The organism is Sphingomonas sp. GM_Shp_2 (assembly GCF_026540875.1).
GTDB classification, from domain to species: Bacteria; Pseudomonadota; Alphaproteobacteria; order Sphingomonadales; family Sphingomonadaceae; genus Sphingomonas; species Sphingomonas carotinifaciens.
Genome location: NZ_JALNUQ010000008.1, coordinates 71,957 through 95,448, shown reverse-complemented (window position 1 = coordinate 95,448; position 23,492 = coordinate 71,957). Strand labels below are relative to the sequence as shown.

Below are 23,492 nucleotides of genomic sequence, written 5' to 3'. Positions count from 1 at the left end.
CTTACTGATTCATCGAGTCGAAGAAATCCTCGTTGGTCTTCGAATTCTTCATCTTGTCGAGCAGGAACTCCATCGCATCGATGGTGCCCATCTGCATCAGGATGCGGCGCAGGACCCACATCTTGGACAGCTTGTCCTTCTGGACCAGCAGTTCCTCCTTGCGGGTGCCCGACTTGCCCACGTCCAGCGCCGGGAAGATGCGCTTGTCCGCCACCTTGCGGTCCAGCACGATTTCCGAGTTGCCGGTGCCCTTGAACTCTTCGAAGATCACCTCGTCCATGCGGCTGCCCGTGTCGATCAGCGCGGTGGCGATGATGGAAAGCGAGCCGCCCTCCTCGATGTTGCGGGCCGCGCCGAAGAAGCGCTTGGGCCGCTGGAGCGCATTGGCGTCGACACCGCCGGTCAGCACCTTGCCCGACGAGGGCACCACGGTGTTGTAGGCACGGCCCAGACGCGTGATCGAGTCGAGCAGGATCACCACATCCTTCTTGTGCTCGACGAGGCGCTTGGCCTTTTCGATCACCATCTCGGCGACCTGCACGTGGCGCTGCGCCGGTTCGTCGAAGGTGGAGGACACGACCTCACCCTTCACCGAACGCTGCATGTCGGTCACTTCCTCGGGCCGCTCGTCGATCAGCAGCACGATCAGGAAGACTTCCGGGTGATTGTCCGAGATCGCCCGCGCGATGTTCTGGAGCATCACCGTCTTGCCGACGCGCGGCGGCGCCACGATCAGCGTGCGCTGCCCCTTGCCCTGCGGGCTGACGATATCGATGACCCGCGCCGACTTGTCCTTCTGGGTCGGATCGGCCGGGTCGAGGATCAGCTTCTGCTCGGGATAGAGCGGCGTCAGATTGTCGAAGTTGACGCGGTGGCGCACCGCTTCCGGGTCGTCGAAGTTGACGGAGGTCAGCTTCACCAGCGCGAAATAGCGCTCGCCGTCCTTGGGCGCGCGAATCTCGCCTTCCACCGTGTCGCCGGTGCGCAGGCCGTGCTTGCGGACCTGGTTGGGCGAGACATAGATGTCGTCGGGCCCGGCGAGATAATTGGCCTCGGGGCTGCGCAGGAAGCCGAAACCGTCGGGCAGCACCTCGATCGTGCCCAGCCCCATGATCTGGTCGCCCTTCTCCGCCTGTTCCTTCAGGATGGCGAACAGAAGGTCCTGCTTGCGCAGCGTCGACGCGCTCTCGACACCAAGCTCCTCGGCCAGTTGCACGAGGTCGGCAGGAGTCTTCTTCTTCAGGTCTTTGAGATGCATGGGGTCGTCCGGATGGTCGGAGGGCGTCGGTCGGCGAGGATCGCAGCGAAACGAGGCGGGATAAGGCAGAGCCATCGCGACAGGACGCCGCAAGGCTTGGGGACGGAGTTAGGTTTGGCGCGTCCCCAAGTCAAGCACGCATCAGAAGGGCTTCACGATCACCAGCACGACGATCAGCGTCACGGCGAGGGCCGGCACCTCGTTCAGCATCCGCAACTGCCGCCCCTGCAGCGTCGGCCGCCCCGCGGCCAGCTTTCTGGCATAGGCGACCGTCCAGCCGTGATAGCCGGTGAGCAGCAGCACGAAGACCAGCTTCAGGTGCAGCCAGCCCAGCCCGGGCACACCGGAAAACAGCCCGAGATGCGCCGCGAGCAACAGGCCCAGCACCCAGACGACCAGCATCGCCGGGGTCAGGATGATCGACCGGATCTTGCCCTCGCGCTCGGTCCACAGCGCGGCTTCCTCGGTGCGCCCCGCCGCCAGTGCCTCCTGATGATAGACCAAGTATCGCGGCAGCATGAACAGCCCCGCCATCCAGAAGATCACGAAGATCAGGTGCGCCGCTTTCACCCAGTCATAGGCGGCACCGAGCAGGCCGGTCATCGGGAACTCCGGATATGGTGGATAAGGTGTTCGACATGCGCGATCGGCGTATGCGGCAGGATGCCGTGGCCCAGGTTGAAGATGTGCGGCCGCCCCGAGAGTGCGGCAATGATACGGTCGACCGCCGCGTCCAGTTCCCGGCCGCCGGCGATCAGCGCCAGCGGATCGAGATTGCCCTGGACCGGCATCCCCTCCGGCAGTGCATCGTTCGCCCAGGCGGGATCGACCGTCTCGTCCAGCCCCACCGCATCGACGCCGGTCTCGCGCGCATAGGCGGGCAGCTTGGCGCCGGCGCCCTTGGGAAAGCCGATGATCGGCACGCCGGGGCAGCGCGCGCGCAAGGCCGAGACGATCGCCGCATTGGGCGCGATCACCCAGCGTTCGAACTGCGCCGGGCTCAGCGATCCCGCCCAGCTGTCGAACAGTTGCACCGCCTCCACCCCGTTCGCGATCTGCTGCGCCAGATACTCCACCGTCATCGCCACGATCGCATCGACGATCGCCTGGAACGCCTGCGGATCGGAGTAGGCGAAGGCGCGCGTCTCGCCCTGGTCCTTCGATCCGCGGCCGGCGACCATATAGGTGGCAACCGTCCAGGGAGAGCCGGCAAAGCCCAGAAAGCTGGTCTGTGGCGGCAATTGCGCCGCGACGCGGGCGACGGTCGCATAGACCGGGTCGAGGCGCTCCGGCACGCCCGCCAGCGCCTCCAGCCGGGCATCGACCAGCGCCGGGCTCAGCCGCGGCCCTTCTCCGGGTCCGAAGGTCAGGTCCTGGCCCAGTGCCCAGGGCACCATCAATATGTCGGAAAACAGGATGGCGCCGTCGAAGCCGAAACGCCGGATCGGCTGCATCGTCACTTCGGCCGCCGCCTCTGGGTCGGTCGCCAGGGCGAGGAAGCCGCCCTTGTCGGCCCGCAGCGCGCGATATTCGGGCAGATACCGGCCCGCCTGCCGCATCAGCCACAGGGGCGGCACGGCTGCGACTTTACCTTTCAATACGGAAAGCAAGGGCTTGACAGCATTTCCGTGAACGTCGGTGCCGATCGGGGCGAGGGTCAGGACGACCTCCTTCTTTCTATAAAGAAGATTCTGAAAAGGGATGTTGAGGTAGTTGGCGCGTGAGAATCCGGGATTATGCGTCCCTCCCCAAAATGCCAACAGCTTGACTCGCTGTGCCCGCATGAATCCGCGGGATTCGGAGTCAGGATTCCCATGACTCACAGGCTGTGGATAGAATCCTTCACTGTGGAAACCGGTGTGGATGAATCGACTCTTATCCCCAGCCACGCGCCGGCTTGGCGGTTAATCCCCAGTGCGCTAGCGCTTGCGCCCATGTTATCCACAGAGTCTCCCACGACGGCATGAGCACGCGACTCCATCTGCACCTGCTGTCCGATTCCACCGGCGAGACGCTGGAGAACATCGCGAAGGCGGCGCTTGCCCAATATGACGATGTCGAAACCGTTCGGCATTTCTGGCCGATGGTGCGCACGGAGACGCATCTGGAGCGTATCCTGCAGGAGATCGCGCAGAATCCCGGGCTGGTGATCTACACGCTGGTCAACCCGTCGACCCGCCGCATCCTCGAAAGCCGCTGCCATGCGCTGGGGCTTCCTGCGGTGGCGCCGCTCGATCCGGTCAATGCGGCGCTGTCCGGCCTGCTCGGCGTACAGGCCAAGATGCGCCCCGGCCGCCAGCACGTCCTCGACGCCGCCTATTTCGCCCGCGTCGACGCGATCCAGTTCACCATCGCGCATGACGACGGCATCGCCTGGGAGGAATGGGAGGAGGCCGACATCGTCCTCGCCGGGGTCAGTCGCTCGTCCAAGACGCCGACTTCCATCTATCTGGCCAATCGCGGCTACAAGACCGCGAACATCCCCGTGGTGGTCGAAAGCCCGCCGCCGGCGGCGCTCTTCTCGCTGCGCCACCCGCTCGTCGTCGGCCTGACCACCAGTGCCGACCGGCTGATCGCGATCCGCCGCAACCGCCTGTTGTCGCTCAATCAGGCGCCCGACACTGATTATGTCGAGCAGGAAGCGGTCAACCGCGAGATCGCGTTCGCCAGGCGCATGTTCGCCGACAATGGCTGGCCGGTGATCGACGTCACCCGCCGCTCGATCGAGGAAACCGCCGCGGCGATCATCTCGCTCGTCAACCAGCGCCGCCCCGCCCCGGAGATACCGGCATGATCATCCTCGCCTCGCAAAGCGCCTCGCGCCGCGCCATGCTGGAGGCCGCCGGCATCGCGTTCGAGGCACTGCCCGCCCGCGTCGACGAGGATGCGGCCAAGGCGGCGCTTGCCGGCCTCTCCCCGCGCGACCTGGCCGACGCACTCGCCGAGTTGAAGGCCATCAAGGTGTCGCAGCGCGCCGGCCCCGTCCTCACCCTCGGCTCGGACTCGGTGGTCGCGCTTCACGACGGCACCCTGCTTGACAAGCCGACCAGTCGCGAGGAAGCGGCCGAGCATCTCGCCCGCATGTCCGGCCAGGTCCATGAATTGTGGAGCGCCGCGGTCATTGCCGAACACGGCGCCCCCGTCTGGCGACATGTCGAGCGCGCACGCATGCATGTCCGCCCGCTCTCGCCCGCATTCATCGAGGCGTATCTGGATCGGGAATGGCCCGCGATCGGCGGCTGCGTCGGCTGCTACCGGATCGAGGGGCCGGGCGTGCAGCTCTTCTCCCGGATCGAGGGCAGCCACTTCACCATCCTCGGCCTGCCGCTCCTCGCCGTGGTCGGCTATCTACGCACCCGCGGCATGCTCCCCGCCTGAGATTTCCATGCGCAGCGGCGCGTAGAAAGACACAGCCGCGAAGCGGCAGCTATCCCCTTCGTTTGCGAGAAACGACCGCGATATCCCCGCACAAACTCTCCGCGCCTCCGCGTCTCCGCGCGAATCAATCTTCTTTTCTCTTCGCGTCTTCGCGTCTTCGCGTGAACCAACTTTCGTTCGGAGAGGCCGAAACCCGGCTTTGATTCACGCGAAGACGCGAAGCCGCGAAGAAGGGTTTTCACGCAGATACGCGGAGATGGGATGGCGCGCGTGCTCCCTGCACTTTTCGATGCCGCTGCGCGGCAGGGCGTCGTCCTCTGCGCGAACCGAACGCTTCTTCCCGGCAGCGAAGGATCGTAAGACAGGCCATGACCAAGCCCTATGCCGAAGTGATCGGCGACCCGATCGCCCATTCCAAATCGCCGCTGATCCACGGCTTCTGGCTGGATGCGCTCGGTATCGATGCCGAGTACCGCGCGACGCATGTCACGCCTGACGCGCTGCCCACCTATATCGAGAGCCGCCGGAACGACCCGGCATGGCGTGGTTGCAACGTCACCGTGCCGCACAAGGTGGCCGCACTCGATCTGGTCGAGGACCCGGGCGATGTCCGGGGCTCGATCGGCGCGGTCAACACGATCGTCCGGGCGGAGAATGGCGCGCTCACCGGCACCAACACCGACGCTGCCGGCTTCTATGCACCGATCGCCGACCTCGATCTGACGGGCAAGCCCGTCACCGTGATCGGGGCAGGGGGCGCCGCGCGCGCGATCCTGTTCGCACTGGCCCGGATGGATGTCGGCCCGGTCACGCTGATGAACCGCAACGTGTTGAAGGGAGCGGCTTTGCTCTCCTCCTTCGGTTTGAAGGGACAGGCGCTGCCACTGCAACCCGCAGCACCGCCCTCGGCCCTGGTGGTCAACGCAACCAGCCTCGGCATGACCGGCCAGCCGCCGCTGGCGCTCGACCTCATGGCACTGCCCGACGACGCGGTGGTGTACGACATCGTCTATGCGCCGCTCGAAACCGATCTGCTCGCCGCGGCGCGCGCGCGAAATCTCGACACGGTTGACGGGCTGGAGATGCTGGTCGGCCAGGCGGCGGTCGCGTTCGAGCTGTTCTTCGGCGCCGCACCGCCGCGCGACCGGGACGACGAGCTGCGCGACCGGCTGACGGCATGATCCTGCTCGGCCTGACCGGCTCGATCGGCATGGGCAAGTCGACGGTGGCGACGATGTTTGCAGAGGAAGGCGTGCCGGTATTCGACGCCGATGCCGCCGTTCATCATCTGCAAGGCCCTGGCGGCCGCGTCGTTGCCGCGATCGAGGCGGCGTTTCCCGGCACCACCGGGGCAGGGGGGGTGGACCGCCCGGCCTTGTCTGCCGCGGTGCTGGGCGACCGCCACGCGATTCGCCGGCTGGAGGCGATCGTCCACCCCGCCGTCGCCGAGGAACGCGCCGCCTTCATCGCCGCCCATGAAGATGCGCCGATCGTCCTGCTCGACGTGCCGCTGCTGTTCGAAACCGGCGGAGACCGTGCCGTCGATGCCGTCGTCGTCGTCTCCGCAGCGCCGGACGTTCAACGCGCCCGCGTGCTGGCGCGTCCCGGCATGACCCCGGTCAAGCTGGACGCGATCCTGGCCCGCCAGATGCCCGATGCCGAGAAGCGGGCGCGGGCCGATCATGTTATCGCAACCGATGTGCCGCTCGCCGAAACCCGCGCCGCGGTGCAGCAGGTGATCGCTTGCGTACGCAGCAGCGAAGGCCGATAGTCTGTTCATGCGCGAGATCGTGTTCGATACCGAGACTACCGGCTTCAAATTTTCCGAAGGGGACCGGCTGGTCGAGATCGGCTGTGTCGAAATGGTCAACCGGGTCGAAACCGGCCGTACCTTTCACGCCTATTTCAATCCCGAACGCCCCATGCCGCCCGAGGCACAGGCGATTCATGGCCTGTCCGACGCGTTCCTGAGGGACAAGCCGGTGTTCGCCGCCGGCGTGGCCGATCTGCTCGACTTTATCGGCGATGCGCCGCTGATCGCGCACAACGCGACCTTCGACTTCGGCTTCATCAACGGCGAGTTGCAGGCATGCGGCTTCCCGCCGGTGTGCATGCGCACCCGCATGGTCGATACGCTTGCCATCGCGCGCCAGCGGCATCCCGGCGCCAAGCATACCCTGGACGCGCTCTGCTCGCGCTTCGGCATCGATCGCTCGCACCGCGTGCTGCACGGCGCGCTGCTCGACGCCCAACTGCTCGCCCAGGTCTATGTCGAGTTGATGGGTGGTCGCCAGATCGGTCTGGGCCTTGGGGTCGAGACGGTGGAGGCGGCCGCCACGCCCGTCGCGGTGCGCACCGCGGCAAAGGTGCGCCCGCCGCGCGTTTTTACCGTGCCGGAGGGAGAACTTGCCGCCCACACGGCGTTTCTTGCGAAGATCACTGATCCGATCTGGGGGGCCGGGGCGTCCGGATGACGCCGAACTGAAGGGACAGGCCAAAAGGACCGTCCGACTTATTTATTGGAGAAGACGATGGATATCCGGATTTCTGGTCATCAGGTCGAAACGGGCGATGCCCTTGGGACCCATGTCACCGACCGTCTTCAGGGTATCGCCGAGAAGCATTTCGCCCGCACCATCTCGTCCGAGGTGACCTTCGGCAAGGGGCCGCACAACGGCTTCAAATGCGACATCGTGATGCACGTCACCCGCGGGCTGGTGCTGAAAGGGCGCCATGACGCGCAGGATGCCCATCTCGCGTTCGACGGCGCGGCGACCCGCATCGAAAAGCAGCTTCGCCGCTATGCCCGCCGCCTGAAGGATCGCAACGCCAGCGAGGCGATCGAGATCGCCGAATCGATCGGCTACGACGCCGGCTATACGCTGTTCGCCGAGACGATCGATGACGATCAGGAAGCGGGCGATGCACCCCTGATCGTCGCCGAAACCCGCGTCGACATTCCCGATGCATCGGTCTCGGATGCGGTCATGATGCTCGATCTGCGCGATACCGCGGCGCTTTTGTTCAAGAATTCGGGCACCGGCGCCTACAACATGGTCTATCGCCGTGGGGACGGCACGATCGGGTGGGTGGAGCCAAGCCGCGCGGCTTGATCTATCGCAAGCCCCCGCCGGTCGCTATGGCGCGTCTCGCGCGGGGGCGCGCACCCGAGAAGTGACCATGACCGATTTCAGCGATATGCTGCGCCATGATGCCGTTCTGACCGGCGTCACGGCCGCCAACAAGAAAAGTCTTTTCCAGCAACTGGCATCCGTCGCCGCCCTTCAGACAGGGCTCGATCCGCGCGTCGTCGCCGAAAAGCTGGCGGAGCGCGAGAAGCTGGGATCGACCGGGTTCGGCGGCGGCGTCGCCATTCCGCATGGCAAGCTGGAAGGATTGCCGCAGATCGTCGCGGTGTTCGCACGTCTGGCGCAACCGATCGAGTTTCAGGCGGTGGACGATGTCCCCGTCGACCTCATCTTTGCGCTGTTCTCGCCGGTGGGGGCGGGATCGGACCATCTGAAGGCTCTGGCCCGCGTGTCGCGGCGCATGCGCGACCGCGCGTTCCTTGCCAAGCTGCGCGGTGCCGGCTCGCCCGATGCGCTCTGGGCGCTCCTGACGCAGGACGAGGCGCGTGACGCCGCCTGAGGGCGAAGCGGCGCATTTCCGCGCGCTGGAATCGCTTTACGCCCATGCCCCGATCAACCGGCTGTTCGAATCGACGCTGGAGGTGCCCGGCCCCGGCCTCGCCCGCATCCGCTTCCTGGTGGACGAACGGCATTATCACGCCGCGGGTGCGGCGCATGGCACCAGCTACTTCAAGATGCTGGACGATGCCGCCTTCTATGCCGCCAACAGCCTGGTCACCGATCGTTTCCTGCTGACCACGCAGTTCAACCTGCTGCTCACCCGCCCGCTCAAGGCCGGGCCGGTCACGGCGGAGGGGCGCTGGATCAGTGGCCAGCGCCGCGTCTTCGTGGCCGACGCCCGGCTGATCGATGCCAGCGGTGAAGAGGTGGCCCGCGGCACCGGCACCTTCATGCGCTCGCAGATCGCCCTGGCGGCCTTGCCGGGCTATCGCACGGCATGACCGCGCGGCTTCCTACCCGTCTGCTGGTCGATGCGCTGCTCCGCCGGACCAATGACGGCGGGGGCATGGGCATGGTGCTGGCGCGCGGCGATCACGACGCCGGCGGATTGCTGGTGATTGCGGTCGATCGCGGCGGGGAGGAGCGTTTTCTGGAGCGTCGGCTCGATTTCGACGGTCGCGCCACGTTGGTCGACGTAACGCCTGCAAACGATAGCAGAAATTACGCGCAGCGCCGCCGTGCGCAGGATCCGGACCTTTGGATCGTCGAACTGAACGTCCCGGAGCCGGAACGATTCATCGCTGAAACGCTCGGGCAAGGTTGACGGAACGGACCGTTCCGGCCACGAGGCGTCATCGCAAACACGCGTTGTGCTGCATTCGGGTGCGATCCGGATCGGTTACGCAGTCGGGGGGAAGCCCGGACGAGCGCCTTGGCCGCTCGGGTCCGTGATCCAACCGCATGTCCGTTTTGGTGAATGACTGTTTTCAAGCGGGTCGCGGCGTTCGCGACCATGACTCTCGCTGTCGCCGGTCTGCTCGGCACCAGCACACCCGGTCAGGCCCGACCCACCCATGCCAATGGGATCGCGGCGACCGGTATCGGGATGCTCACTCCCGCTTCCTTTTCCATCAACGTCTCGGATTTGATTCCGGTTCCGCAGACCGCCACGGCGGTGCAGGCCGCGACTCCCGATCTCTCGGATGCCGAGGCGGACGATTACGACACGCTGGCCGAAGCCGTCGCCGCCCAGACCGCGAGCGACGATGATGAGGCGCTTCGCTGCCTCGCCGGCGCCATCTACTTCGAATCCAAGGGCGAACCGCTGTCCGGCCAGCTTGCCGTGGCGCAGGTCGTCCTTAATCGCGCCCGCTCGGGCCAGTTCCCCTCCGAACTGTGCGACGTCATCAAGCAGCGGGGCCAGTTCGGCTTCGTGCGCGGCGGGGAAATTCCCGACATCAACGAAAGCCGCACCGCCTATCGCACCGCCGTCGCCGTCGCCAAGGTCGCGCTGGCAGAGGCCTGGGACAGCGAAGTCGGCAAGGCGCTGTATTTCAACACCCCCGATCGCCGCCCGGCCGCGCGCCTGACGCGCATCGCCTCGATCGGCAACCACATCTTCTATCGCTGATCGGCTGGTGACGATCCCGGCGGCATGCACGCCGGGTATTTGCCATGTTCCGTGAATGTTCTATGGCGGGTGGCATGTTGGACGTGCCGCCCGCCAGTTGCATCGAGGATCCCGCTTCGCCGTTCTGCGCTGCCGATGTCGCGCGCGGCGTGACCCGGATGCTGCTCCGCCACGATCTCACCACGATCGGAGAAGTGCCGCTGGAGGGCGGGCGCCGTGCCGACCTGATGGCGATCGATGCCAAGGGGCGGATCGTCATCGTCGAGATCAAGGTGTCGCGCGCCGATCTGCTCGGCGACGGCAAGTGGCCGGATTATCTCGATCATTGCGACCGCTTCTTCTGGGCGATGCCGGCCGGGTTCGACCTGTCGCCGCTCGACGGTCCCGCCTTCCTGCCGGAGCGTACCGGCATCATCGTTGCCGACCGCTACGACGCCGCCATCGTCCGCGAGGCGCATACCCATCCGCTGGCCGCCCATGTCCGCAAGCGCTGCACGCTCGCCTATGCCCGCCGCGCCGCCCGCCGCCTGACCGCGCTGATCGATCCCGACGCGGCAGGCTGAGGGGGCAGGGGGCGCCTAGCGCGTCTCTCCACAGACCACCGCGCCCCCGCCAGGCGCCTCCACCCGGCATTTCGGCCGCCCGGCGACCGTCACCGTGCCCAGCCCCATATTGGCGATCGCCGCGGTGTAGCGCGCCCGCGCCCGCGTCTCGCCCGCCCCGTCCAGCCGTATCGTCAGATCGCCGGCGTCCAGCGCCCCGGCATCGATCGTGCCCGTCCCGCTGGTGGTCAGCCTGGCCCGTTCGGCCCGCCCGCCGATGGTGATCGCACCGGGCCCGATCAGCGTCGCGCTCAGTTGCGGGGTCTCGGCCCGTTCCACCGCGATCGATCCCGCACCCGCCACCGACAGGTCCACCCGGTCGCCCTTGGTCGCGGTCACCGTCACCACGCTGCCCGCCATGGCACTCACCGCGCTCACCGCCAGCGCCGACACCGTGACCGTCACCGGCGTCGCCCGCCGCGGACCCCAGCCGGCACCCAGCGTCTCGCGCGCCTTGCGCACCAGCAGCGTGCGCCCGTCGACCCGCACCTCCACGCCCTCCAGCGCATCCGCCGCCCCCGACACCACCGCGCGCGGCGAACGCCCGGTCACGACCTGCACCTTGTACGCCCCCTCGACCCGGATACGATCGAAACTGCCGAGCGGAATCTGGCGATCGGCCGCACCCGCCCAGCCGGGCAGGGCGAGGAGCAACGGGAGCAGCAGGGTACGGGCTATCGTCATACCTGCGATCCTCCCCCGACCGGCGCCGGGGGGCAAGCGATCATCCTCCGCAGCGTGCGCGTCCGGACCCCATGCGCGACGTCGTGCACCGGGCGTCGGGGCCCAGATCGGCGTCGCCCGATCCCATGATCGACACGGTGGCGGGTCCCTCGACCCGTGTGGTGACGCTGCCCGATCCGGCGATCGACACCTCCGCCGATCTTGCCCGCAGCGCCGGTGCGGCAACGCTGCCCGACCCTGCGATGCTGGCGCGCAGTGCACCCGCCGTTCCCGCGGCCTGCACGCTGCCCGACCCGGCGATGTTCAGGTCGGCCCGCTCGACCCGCAGCGCCGCGACGGTCAGCGACCCCGACCCGGCAAGACTGGCGTCGAAGTTCGGCCCCTCGACCCGGTCGATCGTCATCGAACCCGATCCCGATACGCCGGCGTCGCTGATCCGCGGCATCGTCACGAACACCTTCACGCGTCCGCGCGAGGACCAGTTGCCGCCACGTTTCTCGCGTCCGACGCGCAGCGTATCGCCGCTGCGTTCGATGCGCAGCATGTCCAGCTCGCTGGCGGGACCCTCCGCACGGATCGAAAAGCCGCGGCCGACCTGTACCGCCACCGAATCGGCACCCCGGACATCGATGCCGGTAAAGCCGGTCACCGGATAGCTGCGGCTGGTGCCGCCCTCCGCCGCCCGCTCGGACGAGCAGGCCATGGCCGGGATGGCGAGCAGGATGAGGGTAGCGGGAACGAAGCGGCGCATGGCGATCCTCCTGTGTATTGCCTACACAATACACGCCGCCTGTTTCCTCGCCAAACGAAAAAGGGCGGCCCCGCACCGGAGCCGCCCCATCGAAGCCTTGGCCTGACTACGGAGTTCAGGCGGCGGGCTTTTCCTTGTTGTAGATCGCGGCGGCGGCACGCAGGATTTCAAGGATCTTCTCCTGGGCCCGCGGCTCGTCCACCTCTTCCATCGCGGCCAGTTCGCGCGCCAGCCGGCTGGTCGCCGCTTCGAAGATCTGGCGCTCGGAATAGCTCTGCTCGGGCTGGTCGTCGGCGCGGAACAGGTCGCGGACAACTTCGGCGATCGACACCAGGTCGCCCGAATTGATCTTCGCCTCATATTCCTGCGCGCGGCGCGACCACATGGTGCGCTTCACCTTGGGCTTGCCCTTCAGCGTTTCCATCGCCTCGCGCATCGTCTTGTCGGACGACAGCTTGCGCATACCCACCGATTCGGCCTTGTTGGTGGGCACGCGGAGCGTCATGCGCTCCTTTTCGAAACGCAGCACGTACAGTTCGAGCTGGAGCCCCGCAATTTCCTGCTTTTGCAACTCGATGACGCGCCCCACGCCATGCTTTGGGTACACGACATAATCACCGACATCGAAGGAGAGCGCCTTGGCAGCCATTGATGGGCCTTTCCGGATCAAGGCCTTCGCACGACCGCCGTTTCACGGATAACACCGTTCACAAAGCCGTCGGGAAGGAGGGGTCGAACACTAGAAGGCGGGCGAGGTCATGGAAGTTCGCCCGACATGGCCCCTTTTAACATGCCGGCAACAAAATTACTAGCCAAACTGTCAGTTTGACTGACCCGAACGCGGTAGTGGCGCAGGGGTTCCCCTACACCATCCTCACTATCCCTGCAACTGCTTCGCAATAGAAACAGTCAAACCCGGATCTTGCCTTGGATCAGTCGCCCTTGCCGGGTTCGGCGGAGAAGAACTGCTCGTACTTGTTCTCCACGCCCTTCATCGCATCCGCATCGGGCGGCGTCTGGTCCAGCTTTCGGGTGACGTTGGGCCACTGCGCGGAGAAGGTGGTGTTCAGCTCCAGCCATTGCTCCAGATTGCTCTCGGTGTCGGGCAGGATCGCCTCGGCCGGGCATTCCGGTTCGCATACACCGCAATCGATGCATTCGGATGGATTGATGACGAGCATGTTTTCGCCCTCGTAGAAACAATCCACGGGGCACACCTCGACGCAGTCCATATACTTGCAGCGGATGCAGGCATCGGTGACGACGTAGGTCATGGAAACTCCTGAGGGGGTAACGCGGTGCTGCTATGTCGCGTTCCGGCTCGCGTCAATCGACACGCGCCTGCTGCGAAACGTTAGCAGTCTCCAGATCGGTGTAACAGCCTTGCGCCTCGGGCGCCGGGCCACGCCGGACGGGTAGCGCCTCTACACGGATCACCCGCACGCGTCCATGCGCTATGTAGGTCAACACGTTGCCGACGCGCACACAGGCATGGGCGCGGTCGATCGCGCGCCCGTCCAGCCGCAAATGGCCATCGCTGGCGATCGCCTGCGCGGCGCTGCGCGTCTTGGCCAGGCGTGCCCACCACAGGAACCGGTCCAGCCGCATCGTGTCAGCCCGACCCATCTCAGCCCGATTCATCTCAACCATGCGGCCGCCAGTCCGCCAGCGCGGCAAAGGCGTTGTCCGGGGCGGGGCGGGCAGGGGGCTGCTTGGCGGCGGGCGGTCGCCCGTGCCAGCGCCAGCGATCGGTGCCATCCGCCTCCGCGGCCAGCCGGCGAAAACCCAGCTCGGCCATTAGCCGTGCGATCGTCGCACCGTCCAGTCCCATCGAGGTCGCCAGCGCCGCATCGGGCGTGAACGGCGTCCGCCCGGCACGCGCATCGTGCGCGGCGCGCGCGATCCGCTCGACCAGATCGATCCGCACCGCCTGCGCGCCGAGCGGCCGGAACCCCGAGGCCAGCACCGCACCCGCCGCGCCGCGTTCGAGAACGGTGGCGCCGGGCGCGGCCAGCGTCGGCGCACGTCCGTGCAGGCCCAGCAGCACCCGGCGCCAGCGGGCCGCTTCGGGCTTCAACAACCGTGCGTCGAACAGGTCCAGCGCGCCGATGGTGATGCCCGCCTGGCGCAACCGCTTGCGATCGGGCTGGGTCAGCGTGTCGACGGTCGCGCGTTGCGGCATCCGGGGGGCGATCCCGCCCAGATCCTCCAGCGCCGCCGCCGTCGCGCGCAGTGCCGGTGTCGCCTGCGGATCGCGCGCCAGGGCGGCAAGTGCGGCAAGCCCCGGCACATGCCGCCTGATCCCCTCGGCCAGCCAGCGTTCCATCCGACCCGCGATCCGCTCCCGCAAGGCGCGGTCCAGACATTCCAGGTCACGGTGCAGCACCACCTGCGGCCGCCCCGGCGTCGGCCCCGCATTCAACCGCGCAACGCCATGCCCCTCCCACAGCACGCCGCCCTCGTCGTCCAGGGTGAAGGCGCGCGGCTCGGCCGCCATCAGTCCCTCCGCCCGGCGCGCGCGCTCATGGCCCAGCCGCTTTTCCGCCGCCGCCAGCAACAGCCGCTTGTCGGCTGCGCGTGCACCCGGCTCCACGGTGAAGCGGAACCCCTCCAGCCGTCCGATCGGGTGATCCTCCACCAGCACTTCGCCCTCGGGGCCGACGGTCACCGGCAGCGATGCCGCATCCGCACCGATCTGCCGGATCAGCGCGGTGGTGCGCTTGTCGACGAAACGCTGCGTCAGGCTGGCATGCAACCCGTCGGACAGTCGTTCCTCGATGGCCTTGGTCCGGTCGGCCCAATGCGCGGGGTCGGCCAGCCAGTCCGCCCGCTGCGCGATATAGGCCCAGCTCCGGATCGCCGAGAGGCGCCCGGCCAGCGTTTCCACATCACCGGCCATCGTATTCAGCCGCGCGATCTCGTCCGCGAACCACTGGTGGGGCACATGCCCCAAACCCTCGCTCAGATAGCCGAACACGCGCGACACGAAGCGCGCATGCGGGTCGAGCCCCACCTTGCGGAAATCGGGAATGCCGCACGCCGCCCATAGCCGCGCCACCATCGCCTTGCCCCGCACCCGGTCGCGCACCCAGCGTTCGTCGGCCAGCCGCTTGAACACCTGCAGGTCCATTGCCAGCGGCGCGGCGCGCAGCACACCGGGCGGCGGGCGGCGCTCCAGGCTGGCGATCAGCGCATCGATGCTCGACAGGTCGGGCACCCCCTCGCGCCAGAACAGATGCTCCAGCCGGGGAAAGCGATGTTCCTCGATCGCGGTGATCTCTTCGGGCAGGAACGCGTCCGGCCCCTCGTCGGCCAGCGCGCCAAAGGTGCCGTCGCGCTGGTGCCGGCCGGCGCGCCCCGCGATCTGCGCCATTTCCGCCACGGTCAGCCGCCGCTGCCGCCGCCCGTCGAACTTGGACAGGCCGGCAAAGGCGACATGCGCCACGTCCATGTTCAGGCCCATGCCGATCGCGTCGGTGGCGACCAGATAATCGACTTCCCCCGCCTGGAACATCGCCACCTGCGCGTTGCGCGTGCGCGGCGACAGCGCGCCCATCACCACCGCCGCGCCCCCGCGCAGGCGGCGCAGCATCTCGGCCACCGCATAGACTTCTTCCGCCGAGAAGGCGACGATCGCGGATCGCTTGGGCAGGCGACTGATCTTCTTGGCGCCGGCATAGGTCAGCGTGGAAAAGCGCGGCCGGTTGACGATCTCTGCATCGGGCACCAGCGCCTTGATCATCGGGCGCAGCGCCTCCGATCCCAGGATCATCGTCTCCTCGCGCCCGCGCGCGCGCAGCAACCGGTCGGTGAAGACATGGCCCCGCTCGGGGTCCACGCCCAGTTGCGCCTCGTCCAGCGCGACAAAGGCGGCGTCGCGGTCCGGCATGCTCTCGGCGGTGCACAGGAACCAGCGCGCGTCGCGCGGCACGATCTTTTCCTCGCCGGTGACGAGCGCCACCTGGTCCGGCCCCTTCAGCGCCACCACTCGGTCATACACCTCCCGCGCCAGCAGGCGCAGCGGGAAGCCGATGATACCACTGGAATGCGCGCACATCCGCTCGATCGCGAGATGCGTCTTGCCGGTGTTGGTCGGCCCAAGAACGGCCGTCACGGCGCCCGATACGCGGCTGGTCATGGCCCCTAACATCGGCACTCGGGTGCCCGCATGCAATGACGGGAATGCACGGGCGACGCCCGGCCGCGCGCGACCCACGGCCGACCGCACCGAAGCCCCGGATTTCCGTGCCTTCATTTGACTTTAGGAAAGCGGCGGCCACAACGGCGAAACACGGCGCCGGGGGGATTTCGGCGCCGCTTGAGCGTGGACATGGGGCCGACGGTGTTTTTACGGACGGTTGAAGGACTGGAACTGGCCGGGGGTACGGCCGCACGGCCATTCGGACGGCTGACCGGGCCGGCCGCGGTCGCCACCCCGATCGACCGGCTGCGCGATGCCGCCGCCGGTATCGACTGGGCACCCGACCTCGGCACCCAGATCGGCAGCCGTACCTGGTGGCGCGGGCTCGCCACCTGCACCGCACTGTGCGCCACCACCTTGTGGCTTGCCCCCGGCATCCGCCCGATCACCGGCGCCACCCCCGCGCCGCTCGCTGGCACCGCCTGGGAGGAGCAGCGCGCACAGACGATCACGCCGCTCGCCTGGGGCGCGGACACCGGCCGCCGCATGGGTGCGGGCGACCTTGTCGCCCCGCTCGCCCAGGCGCCCGAACGGCCGGTGGTGGAGCTGGCCGCGACGATGGGGCAGGGCGATCGCCTCGCCAGCGTCCTCCAGCGTGCCGGCGTCGGGCGCGGCGATGCGCGTGCGGCCGCCGATCTGGTGGCCGGCGCGGTGGATGCGAACGCCATACCCTCCGGCACCCGCCTCGCCCTCACCCTCGGCCGCCGCCCCAACCGCTCCGTCGCCCGCCCCCTCGACAAACTGACCCTCCGCGCCCGCTTCGACCTCGCGCTCACCCTGGAGCGTACCGCGAACGGCCTCTCCATGACCCGCCAGCCGATCGCGGTGGACGCTACCCCGCTGCGGATCCAGGGGCTCGTCGGCGCCAGCCTTTACCGCTCCGCCCGCGCCGCCGGCGCCCCCGCCAGGGCGGTTGAAAGCTACATCAAGGCGCTTGCCACCCGCCTGTCGATCGGCCGCGACGTCACCGCCGCCGACACCTTCGACCTTATCGTCGAGCGCGAACGCGCCGCTACCGGCGAGGTCCGGCTGGGCCAGCTGCTGTTCGCGGGGCTCGACCGCGGCGGCAAGTCGATCCAGCTGGTCCGGTTCGAGGGCGAGCGCGGCCGTGCCGACTGGTTCGACGCCAAGGGTCAGACCGAGCGGCGCGGCTTCATGGGCATGCCCGTCGCTGGTCGCATCACCTCCTCCTACGGACGGCGCATGCACCCGCTCCTCGGCTTCATGCGCATGCACAAGGGCCTCGACATCGGCGCTCCCTATGGCGCGCCCATCTATGCCGTGCTCGACGGCGTGGTCCAGTTCGCCGGCCGCTCGGGTGGATATGGCAACCTCGTCAAGCTGCGCCACGCCGGCGGCGTGACCAGCGCCTATGGTCATATGAGCCGTTTTGCCGTTCGCTCGGGCACGCGCGTCCGTCAGGGACAGGTCATCGGCTATGTCGGCTCGACCGGCATCTCGACCGGCCCGCACGTCCATTGGGAGGTGTGGAAGAACGGACAGGTGGTGAATCCGAAATCGATCACCTTTGCCAATGTCGCGCAACTGTCGGGTGAGCGCCTGCGCGCCTTCAAGCAACAGGTGGCGACGCTACGGGCGGTAAAGCCGGGCGCATGACGGTCTGGCCGTGACGTAACGGCTTGCACGGTCGGGAAAAGCAGCCGATGTTTGAACAAGGCGGGGCATGTCGGGACAGGAAAACCTACGATGCTGAACCTCTGTTTCGTGGCTGCAATGACGGCGTCGATGATTTCGAACGCACCGGCTGACCGAACGCCGACCGTTATCGACGAAAGCGCAGCCTTGATGCCGGCCGTCGGGATGCCGCCACCGCCCGGAACGCGGATGCTGGGCATGTCGATCACGCCGGACAATCCCGATGCGCCGGTCATTTACCGCGTCGGCAGCGCGCTGAGGGCCGATGATTTCCTGAAGGCCTATGCCATGGCGGCGGCAGACGCCGGGCTGCGTGTTTCGCAAGCACAAGGAAATCGCATCACTGGAATGCTGAAAACCGGTGAAAGCTTCAGCCTTGATGTGGCCGCCTCGGAAGCTGGATCAGGATCGACGGGCGTTCTGGTCATCACGCCGGGCCACGGGCGGTAAACGTCGATCTGCCGCGCCAAGGGATAACACGCACACCGCGATAGATCCGGTCATGCGTTGCCCATCCAGCCTCACTTCCCCTGCGAGCGCCAGCGCTTGATCGTCCGGGCCAGGATCTGATCCTCGCCGCCGACATCCTGCCAAAGTTCCGAAAACAGCGGATCGCCCGAGGCCGGGCGCCTGGCTTCCTCCAGATCGGCAAAGCGTACCCGGATCGGCACCGCCACGCCCTCGCCGCAGACGATCGCCTCGCGGTTGCGCAAGGCCGGGATCGCATCGAGAAACCCACGCGCACCCTCCGGCATCGCCGCGCGTACGAAAGCCTGGTCGCGGTCGTTGTTCAGCCGCATTGCGATGATCGTACCGCATTGCGACAGCACGCCCTCGGCCAGATCGGACGGGCGCTGTGTCACCAGTCCCAACGCGACGCCATATTTGCGACCTTCCTTGGCGATCCGCGACAGGATGCGGCCGACCGAGGATTGCTGCTCCGCTTCCGCCGGAATGTAGCGATGCGCTTCTTCGCAGACCAGCAGGATCGGGCGCTGTGGCTCTGCACGGGCCCAGATCGCATAGTCGAAGGTCATCCGGCTCAGCACGGCCACCACCACCGCGGTGATTTCCGACGGCACGCCCGACACGTCGATGATCGAGATCGGCTTGCCCTCGCCGGGCATGCGGAACACGCGTTGCAGGAACGCCGCCATCGTGTCCGCGACCAGCATGCCGGAGAACATGAAGCCATAGCGGGGATCGGCCTTGATCTCGTCGATCTTGCCCTTCAGCCGCAGATAGGGCGCGGTGTCGCCGGCCCGGTCCATCTTTCCCATTTCCTGGTTGATGATGCCGGTCAGGTCGGACAGCAGATAGGGGATCGGGGCATCTACCGTCAGCTTCGCTATCTCCTGCCCCAGCCGGCTCTTGGCGCGTGCCGCCAGCAGGCATTTCGCCAGGATATCCGCATCGATCTGTCGCTGCGCCCCGCTGGAGGTCAGGAAAACCTCGCAATGCTCCTCGAAGTTCATCAGCCAGTACGGCATCTGCAGGTTGCCGACATCGTAGATCGCGCCGGTATCCCGGAACGCCGCGGCATATTCGCCGTGGGGATCGATCATCACGATATGGCCCTGCGGCGCCAGCGCGCAGATGCGGTGCAGGATCAGCGCGGCGGCGGTGGACTTGCCGGTACCCGTCGACCCGACCAGTGCGAAATGCTTGCCCAGCATCGCATCGACATACAGCGCGGCGGGCACGTCGTCGGTCGGATAGACCGATCCTATGCCGATATGGGCACGATCCTGCGCGGTGTAGATCCGGTGCAGGTCGGCAGTGGTGACCGGAAAAACATCGCATCCGGGCATCGGATAGCGCGTCACGCCGCGGCGGAAGCGGGTCAGCGCGCCATCGGCATCCTCGTCGCCTTCACCCAGGAAGTCGATATCGGCGGCGATCAATGCGCCGCCCTGCGCACTGTCCAGCGTCAGCGCGCGGACATTGGCGATCAGCCAGCTTGTCCCCACCCGCATCTTTACCTGGCTGCCAACCTGACCCGCTGTCGCAGTCATCGGATCGGCGTCGGCCGACAGTCCTTCCAGCAAGGCGCGGTCGAACAGGATGCGGCTGCTCGATCCCGCTATGGCCAGCACATAGCCGACCGGGGCCGGACCGGTATTGGTGGTGAAGGTCTGGAAGTGCGGCATTTCGACCATGACGGGTCACCCGATGAATATATTCGGTGCAGCCTCTAGCGTCAGTCGGGTAAAGATAAGGTGAGGGCGCACGCCGGGTTAGGTGCGTCGCGCGATCCATCCCGCGGTCCAGCCGAGCAGCACGGATAACGCCACTGCGGTCAGGCCGTAGAGTATCGAGGACCGATCGGCCGCCCGCGCCACGAACCGCTCGAACCCCGATTTCCGGATGTCGATATCGCGCACCGCCGCCGCCAGCACCCGGCCGTCACGGATCAGGAAGGTCTCGGCGGTGAAGCGCCCCACCGGTACGCGCGCCGGAATGGTCACGCGCGCCCGGTACAGCACGTCGTCGGTGATCTCCACCGCACGCGGCGCCTCGACATACAGGCCGGCGCGGCGTTTCAGATCGACCAGCCCCTCCTGAAACCGGCCCTGTTCCTCCGAGGGAGCATTGGAAGCGGGGGAGAGTTGCAGGCTGTCCAGCCCCAACTCGTAGATCGCCCGCGTCCGCTCGTCGACCAGCCGTTCCACCGGCCGGGACGACGCGATCGCGTAAAAGGAGGGTGCGGAGCGATAGCGCAGGCGTCCGGCATTCACCCACAGGCCCGCCACCTTTTCCTTTTCGCGGATCAGCACGGATTGGGTGGGGCCTTTTACCACCACCACTACGTCGGTCGGACGGTCATCGCTCGGCAGGCGGCCGCCGGGATACAGGATGGCGCCGAACAGCAGCAGTTCGGCCCCGGTGAAGCTGTAGACGATCTCGATGTCGCGCTGAGACACGTCGGGAACCAGCACCGGCTTGGCCTGCGCCAGCAACAGGGGGGACAGCAGGGTGAGTGTTCCCGCCGCGCGCCTGCCCATCGCCTTCACGACAGTTCGACCGTGAAGATCTCCTCTGGCCGCCATACCAGCCCGAGCAGGATGCGCGTACCCACCAGCAGCACGATGATCGCCAGTGCCAGCCGCAGATATTCGGGCCTGGCCCGCGACGCGAACTTGGCGCCCAGTTGCGCTCCCGTCACCGATCCGATCAGCAACAGTCCAGCCAGAACGATATCGACCGCCTTGGTCGTGGTCGCGTGCACCATCGTCGCTGCCGCAGTGACGAAGAGCGTCTGGAACAGCGACGTGCCCAGCACCACACTGGTCGCCATGCCCAGCAGGTAGATCATCGCCGGCACCAGGATGAACCCGCCGCCGACACCCAGCAGGATCGTCAATATGCCGGTAAAGAAACCGAGCAGCAGCGGTGCGAGCGGCGATATGTAGAGGCCCGAGGCATAAAAGCGCGTGCGGAAGGGGAGGGCTGCGACCAGCGGATGGTGTCGCCGCCGCGCGGCTGCCCCCGCGTGCCCACGACGGCGCGCCAGGATCGCCTGCACCGCTTCGCGCGCCATCATCGATCCGATCGATCCCAGCATCAGCACATAGACGATGGCGATCACCGTATCGATCTGTCCGCTCGCCTGGAGCAGCCGGAATATGCCGGCACCCGCGAACGACCCGACGACGCCGCCCGCGACCAGCACGCCGCCCATCTTCACGTCGACGCCGCCACGGCGCCAGTGCGCGAACACGCCCGACACGCTGGCGCCCGTCACCTGGCTGGCGGCCGACGCGGCGGCGACGGTCGGCGGAATGCCGTAGACGATCAGCAGCGGCGTTGTCAGGAACCCGCCGCCGACGCCGAACATGCCGGACAGCAGGCCTACGCCCCCACCCAGCGCGATGATCACCAGCGCATTGACCGACAGGTTGGCGATGGGAAGATACAGGTCCACGACGCGCTTTATACAGCCCCGGACAGCCGATGCCTCAGAAATCGGTGCCGATCGAAAGTGCCGGTCCTGAGCCCGGTGCGGCATCCCCGGCGATCCGTTGGCGCCAGTCGAGCGACAGCCGCATGCGCTGCCCGGCCACAGGCACCGAGACACCCAGGGTCGGCCCGGTATCCAGCCGCCGCGCCCCCGGCTGTGCCCCGCCCCACATACCTATGCCCAGATCGACCCGAACGCTTCCCTCCGTCAGTGCATGCGTGACGCGCATCGCACCATCGGCAAATCCATCGACCCTTGCGCGAACGATCACGCCAGCCTGTGCGTAAGCCTCAAGGTTGAAGCCGGCGGCGATCGGCGTCGGGTCGATGCCGCCAACGATCATGGCGGTTGGTCCACCGGGATTGCCATCCAGACCGAAACGTTGCTCCGCGATCAACCGCACCGGAAGTCGCGTCGGCCGCCACTCCACGCCCACCGCCGCTTCCCGGCCGCGTCCCTCCAATGGTCCCGCCAACCTCGCTGCCAAAGCGACCTGCTTTTGCACGGCATAGGTCAGCCTTACGCCAGCCTGCGACCCGCCCAGTTGCCCACCGAGCAGGGAGGTGTTCCCGCCACCTCTTGCGATCGCCCAGGCGCTGGCAGCCCATCGGGAAGGCGGGGTAGGGCGTGGGGTGGGAAATAGCGGAGGCGGGATCATGCCCGGCGTTGTTTGCGCGGCATCCACCGGAATCGTGCGAGATGGCGGGACCGTCAGGTCCTTCGCTGGTGGATCGGAATGAACAATGGTCGTGACCGCGGGCAGGGGTTCGGATCGGTGATGTCTGAACGAGGGCGGGAATGGAACGGCTACCGGCATGCGCGGGACGGGCACTGCCGACGCCTCGACCGGAGGGAAGAGCAGCGTACCCACGGCCTCCGGTGAGGCCGATGGCCACAGCACGAGCAGCGTGCGTGCAACAGTCCAACCGCCTGTGACCAAGAGGAGAAAGCGGAGCGGCCTCCCGGCGGCCATGTTCAGGCTGCGTCCGGGAATTCATGCTGGGTCTTGTCCCATACCGGCGCATGGCCGCGCAGAATGCCGGCATAACGCAGCAACGCACGCGGGGCCGCGGCGAGTGCGACGAAGTTGCCGACGATAAAGCGGGGTACCGACCACAACGCTTCTTGCCAGCCATAGACGCGGCCGGTGAACGTCATCCGCATCGTCAGACGCCAGCATAGCAGCAGAGCGTTCCAGAAGATGAAGTCGTTGAGCAGGGGGCTGGGCTCGGGCGGCGGCGTGTCGCGGACCAGGTGAATCAGGGCAGCGACACCCCACAGCAGAAGCCCGATATAAGCAGTTGCCAGAACGAGCATGGCCACCGGCGCGCGCCGATCGCGCATTCGCATCCAATGATCACTCAACGCGAATGGGCCGGCCCAGCCGGTGCGATCCCAGCCGGCAAAGGCGATGCCGGTCATCCACCGTGCCTTTTGCCGAATGGCGGAGACTAGGTCGCCAGGGAAATAGGCGCGCACCGCGACGACCTGCCCATCGTCCTGATGGACCCGCGCGAACAGGCCTTCGCCGCCCAGTTCGGCGATGCGCAAGCCCAGTTCATAGTCCTCGGTCAGGCTCGTGGCATCGAACGGATCGCCACCACGCAACGCCGCCACCTTGGCGAGCATGGCCGGGGCGATGGCACAACCCGTCCCCGCCAGCGGCAACCCTGCGCCAAGCGCCGTGCGCACAATCAACTGCTTTGTATGGGCTTCACCGAAGTGGGCGTTACCGCAACTCTAAAAAGACTATTGCATCGCTGATTCGCCCCGCGCATGTT

The 23,492-nt window shown here is 67.1% G+C and carries 26 protein-coding genes and 1 pseudogene; 13 read left to right on the top strand and 14 right to left on the bottom strand.

Going from position 1 to position 23,492, the window contains the following annotated elements:
• Position 1: 1 nt before the first annotated feature.
• The 3 genes from rho to hemE all read right to left on the bottom strand — a co-directional run bounded on the left by rho (position 2) and on the right by hemE (position 2,904).
• Complete coding sequence (gene rho, locus OXR08_RS05030) at positions 2-1,258, bottom strand: transcription termination factor Rho (RefSeq protein ID WP_112383925.1); 1,257 nt, start codon at positions 1,256-1,258, stop codon at positions 2-4.
• Between the two features lie 141 nt (positions 1,259-1,399).
• Entirely contained in the window at positions 1,400-1,861 is a 462-nt protein-coding gene (locus tag OXR08_RS05025; RefSeq protein ID WP_112383924.1) for a CopD family protein, read from the bottom strand.
• A complete protein-coding gene (hemE, locus tag OXR08_RS05020) occupies positions 1,858-2,904 on the bottom strand; it encodes a uroporphyrinogen decarboxylase (protein WP_267348260.1) in 1,047 nt (348 codons plus the stop codon). The genes OXR08_RS05025 and hemE overlap by 4 nt, the downstream gene beginning before the upstream one ends.
• Positions 2,905-3,221: 317 nt before the next feature.
• On the opposite strand from hemE, the gene OXR08_RS05015 reads away from it, so the two are divergent.
• The 11 genes from OXR08_RS05015 to OXR08_RS04965 all read left to right on the top strand — a co-directional run bounded on the left by OXR08_RS05015 (position 3,222) and on the right by OXR08_RS04965 (position 10,419).
• On the top strand, positions 3,222-4,052 hold the full coding sequence (locus OXR08_RS05015) for a pyruvate, water dikinase regulatory protein (RefSeq protein WP_149681407.1): 831 nt from the start codon (positions 3,222-3,224) through the stop codon (positions 4,050-4,052).
• Entirely contained in the window at positions 4,049-4,636 is a 588-nt protein-coding gene (locus OXR08_RS05010) for a nucleoside triphosphate pyrophosphatase (protein ID WP_267348209.1), read from the top strand. The genes OXR08_RS05015 and OXR08_RS05010 overlap by 4 nt, the downstream gene beginning before the upstream one ends.
• Before the next feature lie 368 nt (positions 4,637-5,004).
• Positions 5,005-5,817, top strand: coding sequence for a shikimate dehydrogenase (gene aroE, locus OXR08_RS05005; protein WP_267348207.1), 813 nt, complete (start codon positions 5,005-5,007; stop codon positions 5,815-5,817).
• Positions 5,814-6,407, top strand: a complete 594-nt coding sequence (gene coaE, locus OXR08_RS05000; RefSeq protein WP_267348205.1) for a dephospho-CoA kinase — start codon at positions 5,814-5,816, stop codon at positions 6,405-6,407. The genes aroE and coaE overlap by 4 nt, the downstream gene beginning before the upstream one ends.
• A gap of 7 nt (positions 6,408-6,414) precedes the next feature.
• Positions 6,415-7,110: a DNA polymerase III subunit epsilon gene (gene dnaQ / locus OXR08_RS04995; protein ID WP_267348203.1), complete on the top strand. Its 696-nt coding sequence runs from the start codon at positions 6,415-6,417 to the stop codon at positions 7,108-7,110.
• Positions 7,111-7,167: 57 nt separating this feature from the next.
• Entirely contained in the window at positions 7,168-7,749 is a 582-nt protein-coding gene (gene raiA / locus OXR08_RS04990) for a ribosome-associated translation inhibitor RaiA (RefSeq protein ID WP_112383917.1), read from the top strand.
• A 67-nt stretch (positions 7,750-7,816) separates the two neighbouring features.
• Complete coding sequence (locus OXR08_RS04985) at positions 7,817-8,284, top strand: PTS sugar transporter subunit IIA (protein WP_149681403.1); 468 nt, start codon at positions 7,817-7,819, stop codon at positions 8,282-8,284.
• Entirely contained in the window at positions 8,271-8,726 is a 456-nt protein-coding gene (locus tag OXR08_RS04980) for a PaaI family thioesterase (RefSeq protein ID WP_267348199.1), read from the top strand. Before OXR08_RS04985 ends, OXR08_RS04980 begins: the two co-directional genes overlap by 14 nt.
• Positions 8,723-9,049 carry a DUF1491 family protein gene (locus OXR08_RS04975; RefSeq protein ID WP_267348197.1) on the top strand — a complete coding sequence of 109 codons (327 nt, stop codon included), beginning with the start codon at positions 8,723-8,725 and terminating at the stop codon, positions 9,047-9,049. Before OXR08_RS04980 ends, OXR08_RS04975 begins: the two co-directional genes overlap by 4 nt.
• Before the next feature lie 189 nt (positions 9,050-9,238).
• Positions 9,239-9,856 carry a cell wall hydrolase gene (locus OXR08_RS04970; protein WP_267348195.1) on the top strand — a complete coding sequence of 206 codons (618 nt, stop codon included), beginning with the start codon at positions 9,239-9,241 and terminating at the stop codon, positions 9,854-9,856.
• A 74-nt stretch (positions 9,857-9,930) separates the two neighbouring features.
• Positions 9,931-10,419 carry an MmcB family DNA repair protein gene (locus OXR08_RS04965; protein WP_149681399.1) on the top strand — a complete coding sequence of 163 codons (489 nt, stop codon included), beginning with the start codon at positions 9,931-9,933 and terminating at the stop codon, positions 10,417-10,419.
• 15 nt (positions 10,420-10,434) lie between these two features.
• Here OXR08_RS04965 and OXR08_RS04960 read toward each other — a convergent pair whose 3' ends face one another.
• The 6 genes from OXR08_RS04960 to OXR08_RS04935 all read right to left on the bottom strand — a co-directional run bounded on the left by OXR08_RS04960 (position 10,435) and on the right by OXR08_RS04935 (position 16,031).
• Complete coding sequence (locus OXR08_RS04960; RefSeq protein WP_267348192.1) at positions 10,435-11,142, bottom strand: DUF2807 domain-containing protein; 708 nt, start codon at positions 11,140-11,142, stop codon at positions 10,435-10,437.
• Positions 11,143-11,182: 40 nt separating this feature from the next.
• Positions 11,183-11,893, bottom strand: coding sequence for a head GIN domain-containing protein (locus OXR08_RS04955; RefSeq protein ID WP_267348190.1), 711 nt, complete (start codon positions 11,891-11,893; stop codon positions 11,183-11,185).
• A 115-nt stretch (positions 11,894-12,008) separates the two neighbouring features.
• On the bottom strand, positions 12,009-12,542 hold the full coding sequence (locus OXR08_RS04950; protein ID WP_112383911.1) for a CarD family transcriptional regulator: 534 nt from the start codon (positions 12,540-12,542) through the stop codon (positions 12,009-12,011).
• A gap of 283 nt (positions 12,543-12,825) precedes the next feature.
• The gene (fdxA, locus tag OXR08_RS04945; RefSeq protein ID WP_112383910.1) at positions 12,826-13,167 is read right to left on the bottom strand and encodes a ferredoxin FdxA; all 342 of its coding nucleotides are present in this window, start codon (positions 13,165-13,167) and stop codon (positions 12,826-12,828) included.
• 52 nt (positions 13,168-13,219) lie between these two features.
• A complete protein-coding gene (locus OXR08_RS04940; protein ID WP_267348186.1) occupies positions 13,220-13,519 on the bottom strand; it encodes a S4 domain-containing protein in 300 nt (99 codons plus the stop codon).
• Between the two features lie 16 nt (positions 13,520-13,535).
• A complete protein-coding gene (locus OXR08_RS04935) occupies positions 13,536-16,031 on the bottom strand; it encodes a helicase-related protein (RefSeq protein ID WP_267348184.1) in 2,496 nt (831 codons plus the stop codon).
• A gap of 186 nt (positions 16,032-16,217) precedes the next feature.
• Here OXR08_RS04935 and OXR08_RS04930 point away from each other — a divergent pair, with 186 nt between their 5' ends.
• Both OXR08_RS04930 and OXR08_RS04925 read left to right on the top strand, forming a co-directional pair.
• A complete protein-coding gene (locus OXR08_RS04930) occupies positions 16,218-17,711 on the top strand; it encodes a M23 family metallopeptidase (RefSeq protein WP_346731890.1) in 1,494 nt (497 codons plus the stop codon).
• A 90-nt stretch (positions 17,712-17,801) separates the two neighbouring features.
• Positions 17,802-18,200, top strand: a complete 399-nt coding sequence (locus tag OXR08_RS04925; protein WP_267348182.1) for a hypothetical protein — start codon at positions 17,802-17,804, stop codon at positions 18,198-18,200.
• A 71-nt stretch (positions 18,201-18,271) separates the two neighbouring features.
• Here OXR08_RS04925 and OXR08_RS04920 read toward each other — a convergent pair whose 3' ends face one another.
• The 5 genes and pseudogenes from OXR08_RS04920 to OXR08_RS04900 form a co-directional block, all read right to left on the bottom strand.
• Positions 18,272-19,909 (bottom strand): DUF87 domain-containing protein, encoded by a 1,638-nt coding sequence (locus tag OXR08_RS04920; RefSeq protein ID WP_267348180.1) that lies wholly within the window; start codon positions 19,907-19,909, stop codon positions 18,272-18,274.
• Positions 19,910-19,987: 78 nt separating this feature from the next.
• A complete protein-coding gene (locus tag OXR08_RS04915) occupies positions 19,988-20,755 on the bottom strand; it encodes a TIGR02186 family protein (RefSeq protein WP_112383939.1) in 768 nt (255 codons plus the stop codon).
• A gap of 5 nt (positions 20,756-20,760) precedes the next feature.
• The gene (locus tag OXR08_RS04910) at positions 20,761-21,675 is read right to left on the bottom strand and encodes a sulfite exporter TauE/SafE family protein (protein ID WP_112383906.1); all 915 of its coding nucleotides are present in this window, start codon (positions 21,673-21,675) and stop codon (positions 20,761-20,763) included.
• 34 nt (positions 21,676-21,709) lie between these two features.
• Entirely contained in the window at positions 21,710-22,186 is a 477-nt protein-coding gene (locus OXR08_RS04905) for a hypothetical protein (protein WP_267348176.1), read from the bottom strand.
• 500 nt (positions 22,187-22,686) lie between these two features.
• A pseudogene (locus tag OXR08_RS04900) lies at positions 22,687-23,433 on the bottom strand (glycosyltransferase family 2 protein); the annotation flags it as partial.
• Between the last annotated feature and the right edge of the window lie 59 nt (positions 23,434-23,492).

Coding starts and splice junctions, on each gene's coding strand:
- rho (WP_112383925.1), bottom strand. CDS start 1,258: ATGCATCTCAAAGACCTGAAGAAGAAGACTCCTGCCGACCTCGTGCAA.
- OXR08_RS05025 (WP_112383924.1), bottom strand. CDS start 1,861: ATGACCGGCCTGCTCGGTGCCGCCTATGACTGGGTGAAAGCGGCGCAC.
- OXR08_RS05015 (WP_149681407.1), top strand. CDS start 3,222: ATGAGCACGCGACTCCATCTGCACCTGCTGTCCGATTCCACCGGCGAG.
- OXR08_RS05010 (WP_267348209.1), top strand. CDS start 4,049: ATGATCATCCTCGCCTCGCAAAGCGCCTCGCGCCGCGCCATGCTGGAG.
- aroE (WP_267348207.1), top strand. CDS start 5,005: ATGACCAAGCCCTATGCCGAAGTGATCGGCGACCCGATCGCCCATTCC.
- coaE (WP_267348205.1), top strand. CDS start 5,814: ATGATCCTGCTCGGCCTGACCGGCTCGATCGGCATGGGCAAGTCGACG.
- dnaQ (WP_267348203.1), top strand. CDS start 6,415: ATGCGCGAGATCGTGTTCGATACCGAGACTACCGGCTTCAAATTTTCC.
- raiA (WP_112383917.1), top strand. CDS start 7,168: ATGGATATCCGGATTTCTGGTCATCAGGTCGAAACGGGCGATGCCCTT.
- OXR08_RS04985 (WP_149681403.1), top strand. CDS start 7,817: ATGACCGATTTCAGCGATATGCTGCGCCATGATGCCGTTCTGACCGGC.
- OXR08_RS04975 (WP_267348197.1), top strand. CDS start 8,723: ATGACCGCGCGGCTTCCTACCCGTCTGCTGGTCGATGCGCTGCTCCGC.
- OXR08_RS04970 (WP_267348195.1), top strand. CDS start 9,239: ATGACTCTCGCTGTCGCCGGTCTGCTCGGCACCAGCACACCCGGTCAG.
- OXR08_RS04965 (WP_149681399.1), top strand. CDS start 9,931: ATGTTGGACGTGCCGCCCGCCAGTTGCATCGAGGATCCCGCTTCGCCG.
- OXR08_RS04960 (WP_267348192.1), bottom strand. CDS start 11,142: ATGACGATAGCCCGTACCCTGCTGCTCCCGTTGCTCCTCGCCCTGCCC.
- OXR08_RS04955 (WP_267348190.1), bottom strand. CDS start 11,893: ATGCGCCGCTTCGTTCCCGCTACCCTCATCCTGCTCGCCATCCCGGCC.
- OXR08_RS04950 (WP_112383911.1), bottom strand. CDS start 12,542: ATGGCTGCCAAGGCGCTCTCCTTCGATGTCGGTGATTATGTCGTGTAC.
- fdxA (WP_112383910.1), bottom strand. CDS start 13,167: ATGACCTACGTCGTCACCGATGCCTGCATCCGCTGCAAGTATATGGAC.
- OXR08_RS04940 (WP_267348186.1), bottom strand. CDS start 13,519: ATGGGTCGGGCTGACACGATGCGGCTGGACCGGTTCCTGTGGTGGGCA.
- OXR08_RS04935 (WP_267348184.1), bottom strand. CDS start 16,031: ATGACCAGCCGCGTATCGGGCGCCGTGACGGCCGTTCTTGGGCCGACC.
- OXR08_RS04925 (WP_267348182.1), top strand. CDS start 17,802: ATGCTGAACCTCTGTTTCGTGGCTGCAATGACGGCGTCGATGATTTCG.
- OXR08_RS04920 (WP_267348180.1), bottom strand. CDS start 19,909: ATGGTCGAAATGCCGCACTTCCAGACCTTCACCACCAATACCGGTCCG.
- OXR08_RS04915 (WP_112383939.1), bottom strand. CDS start 20,755: ATGGGCAGGCGCGCGGCGGGAACACTCACCCTGCTGTCCCCCCTGTTG.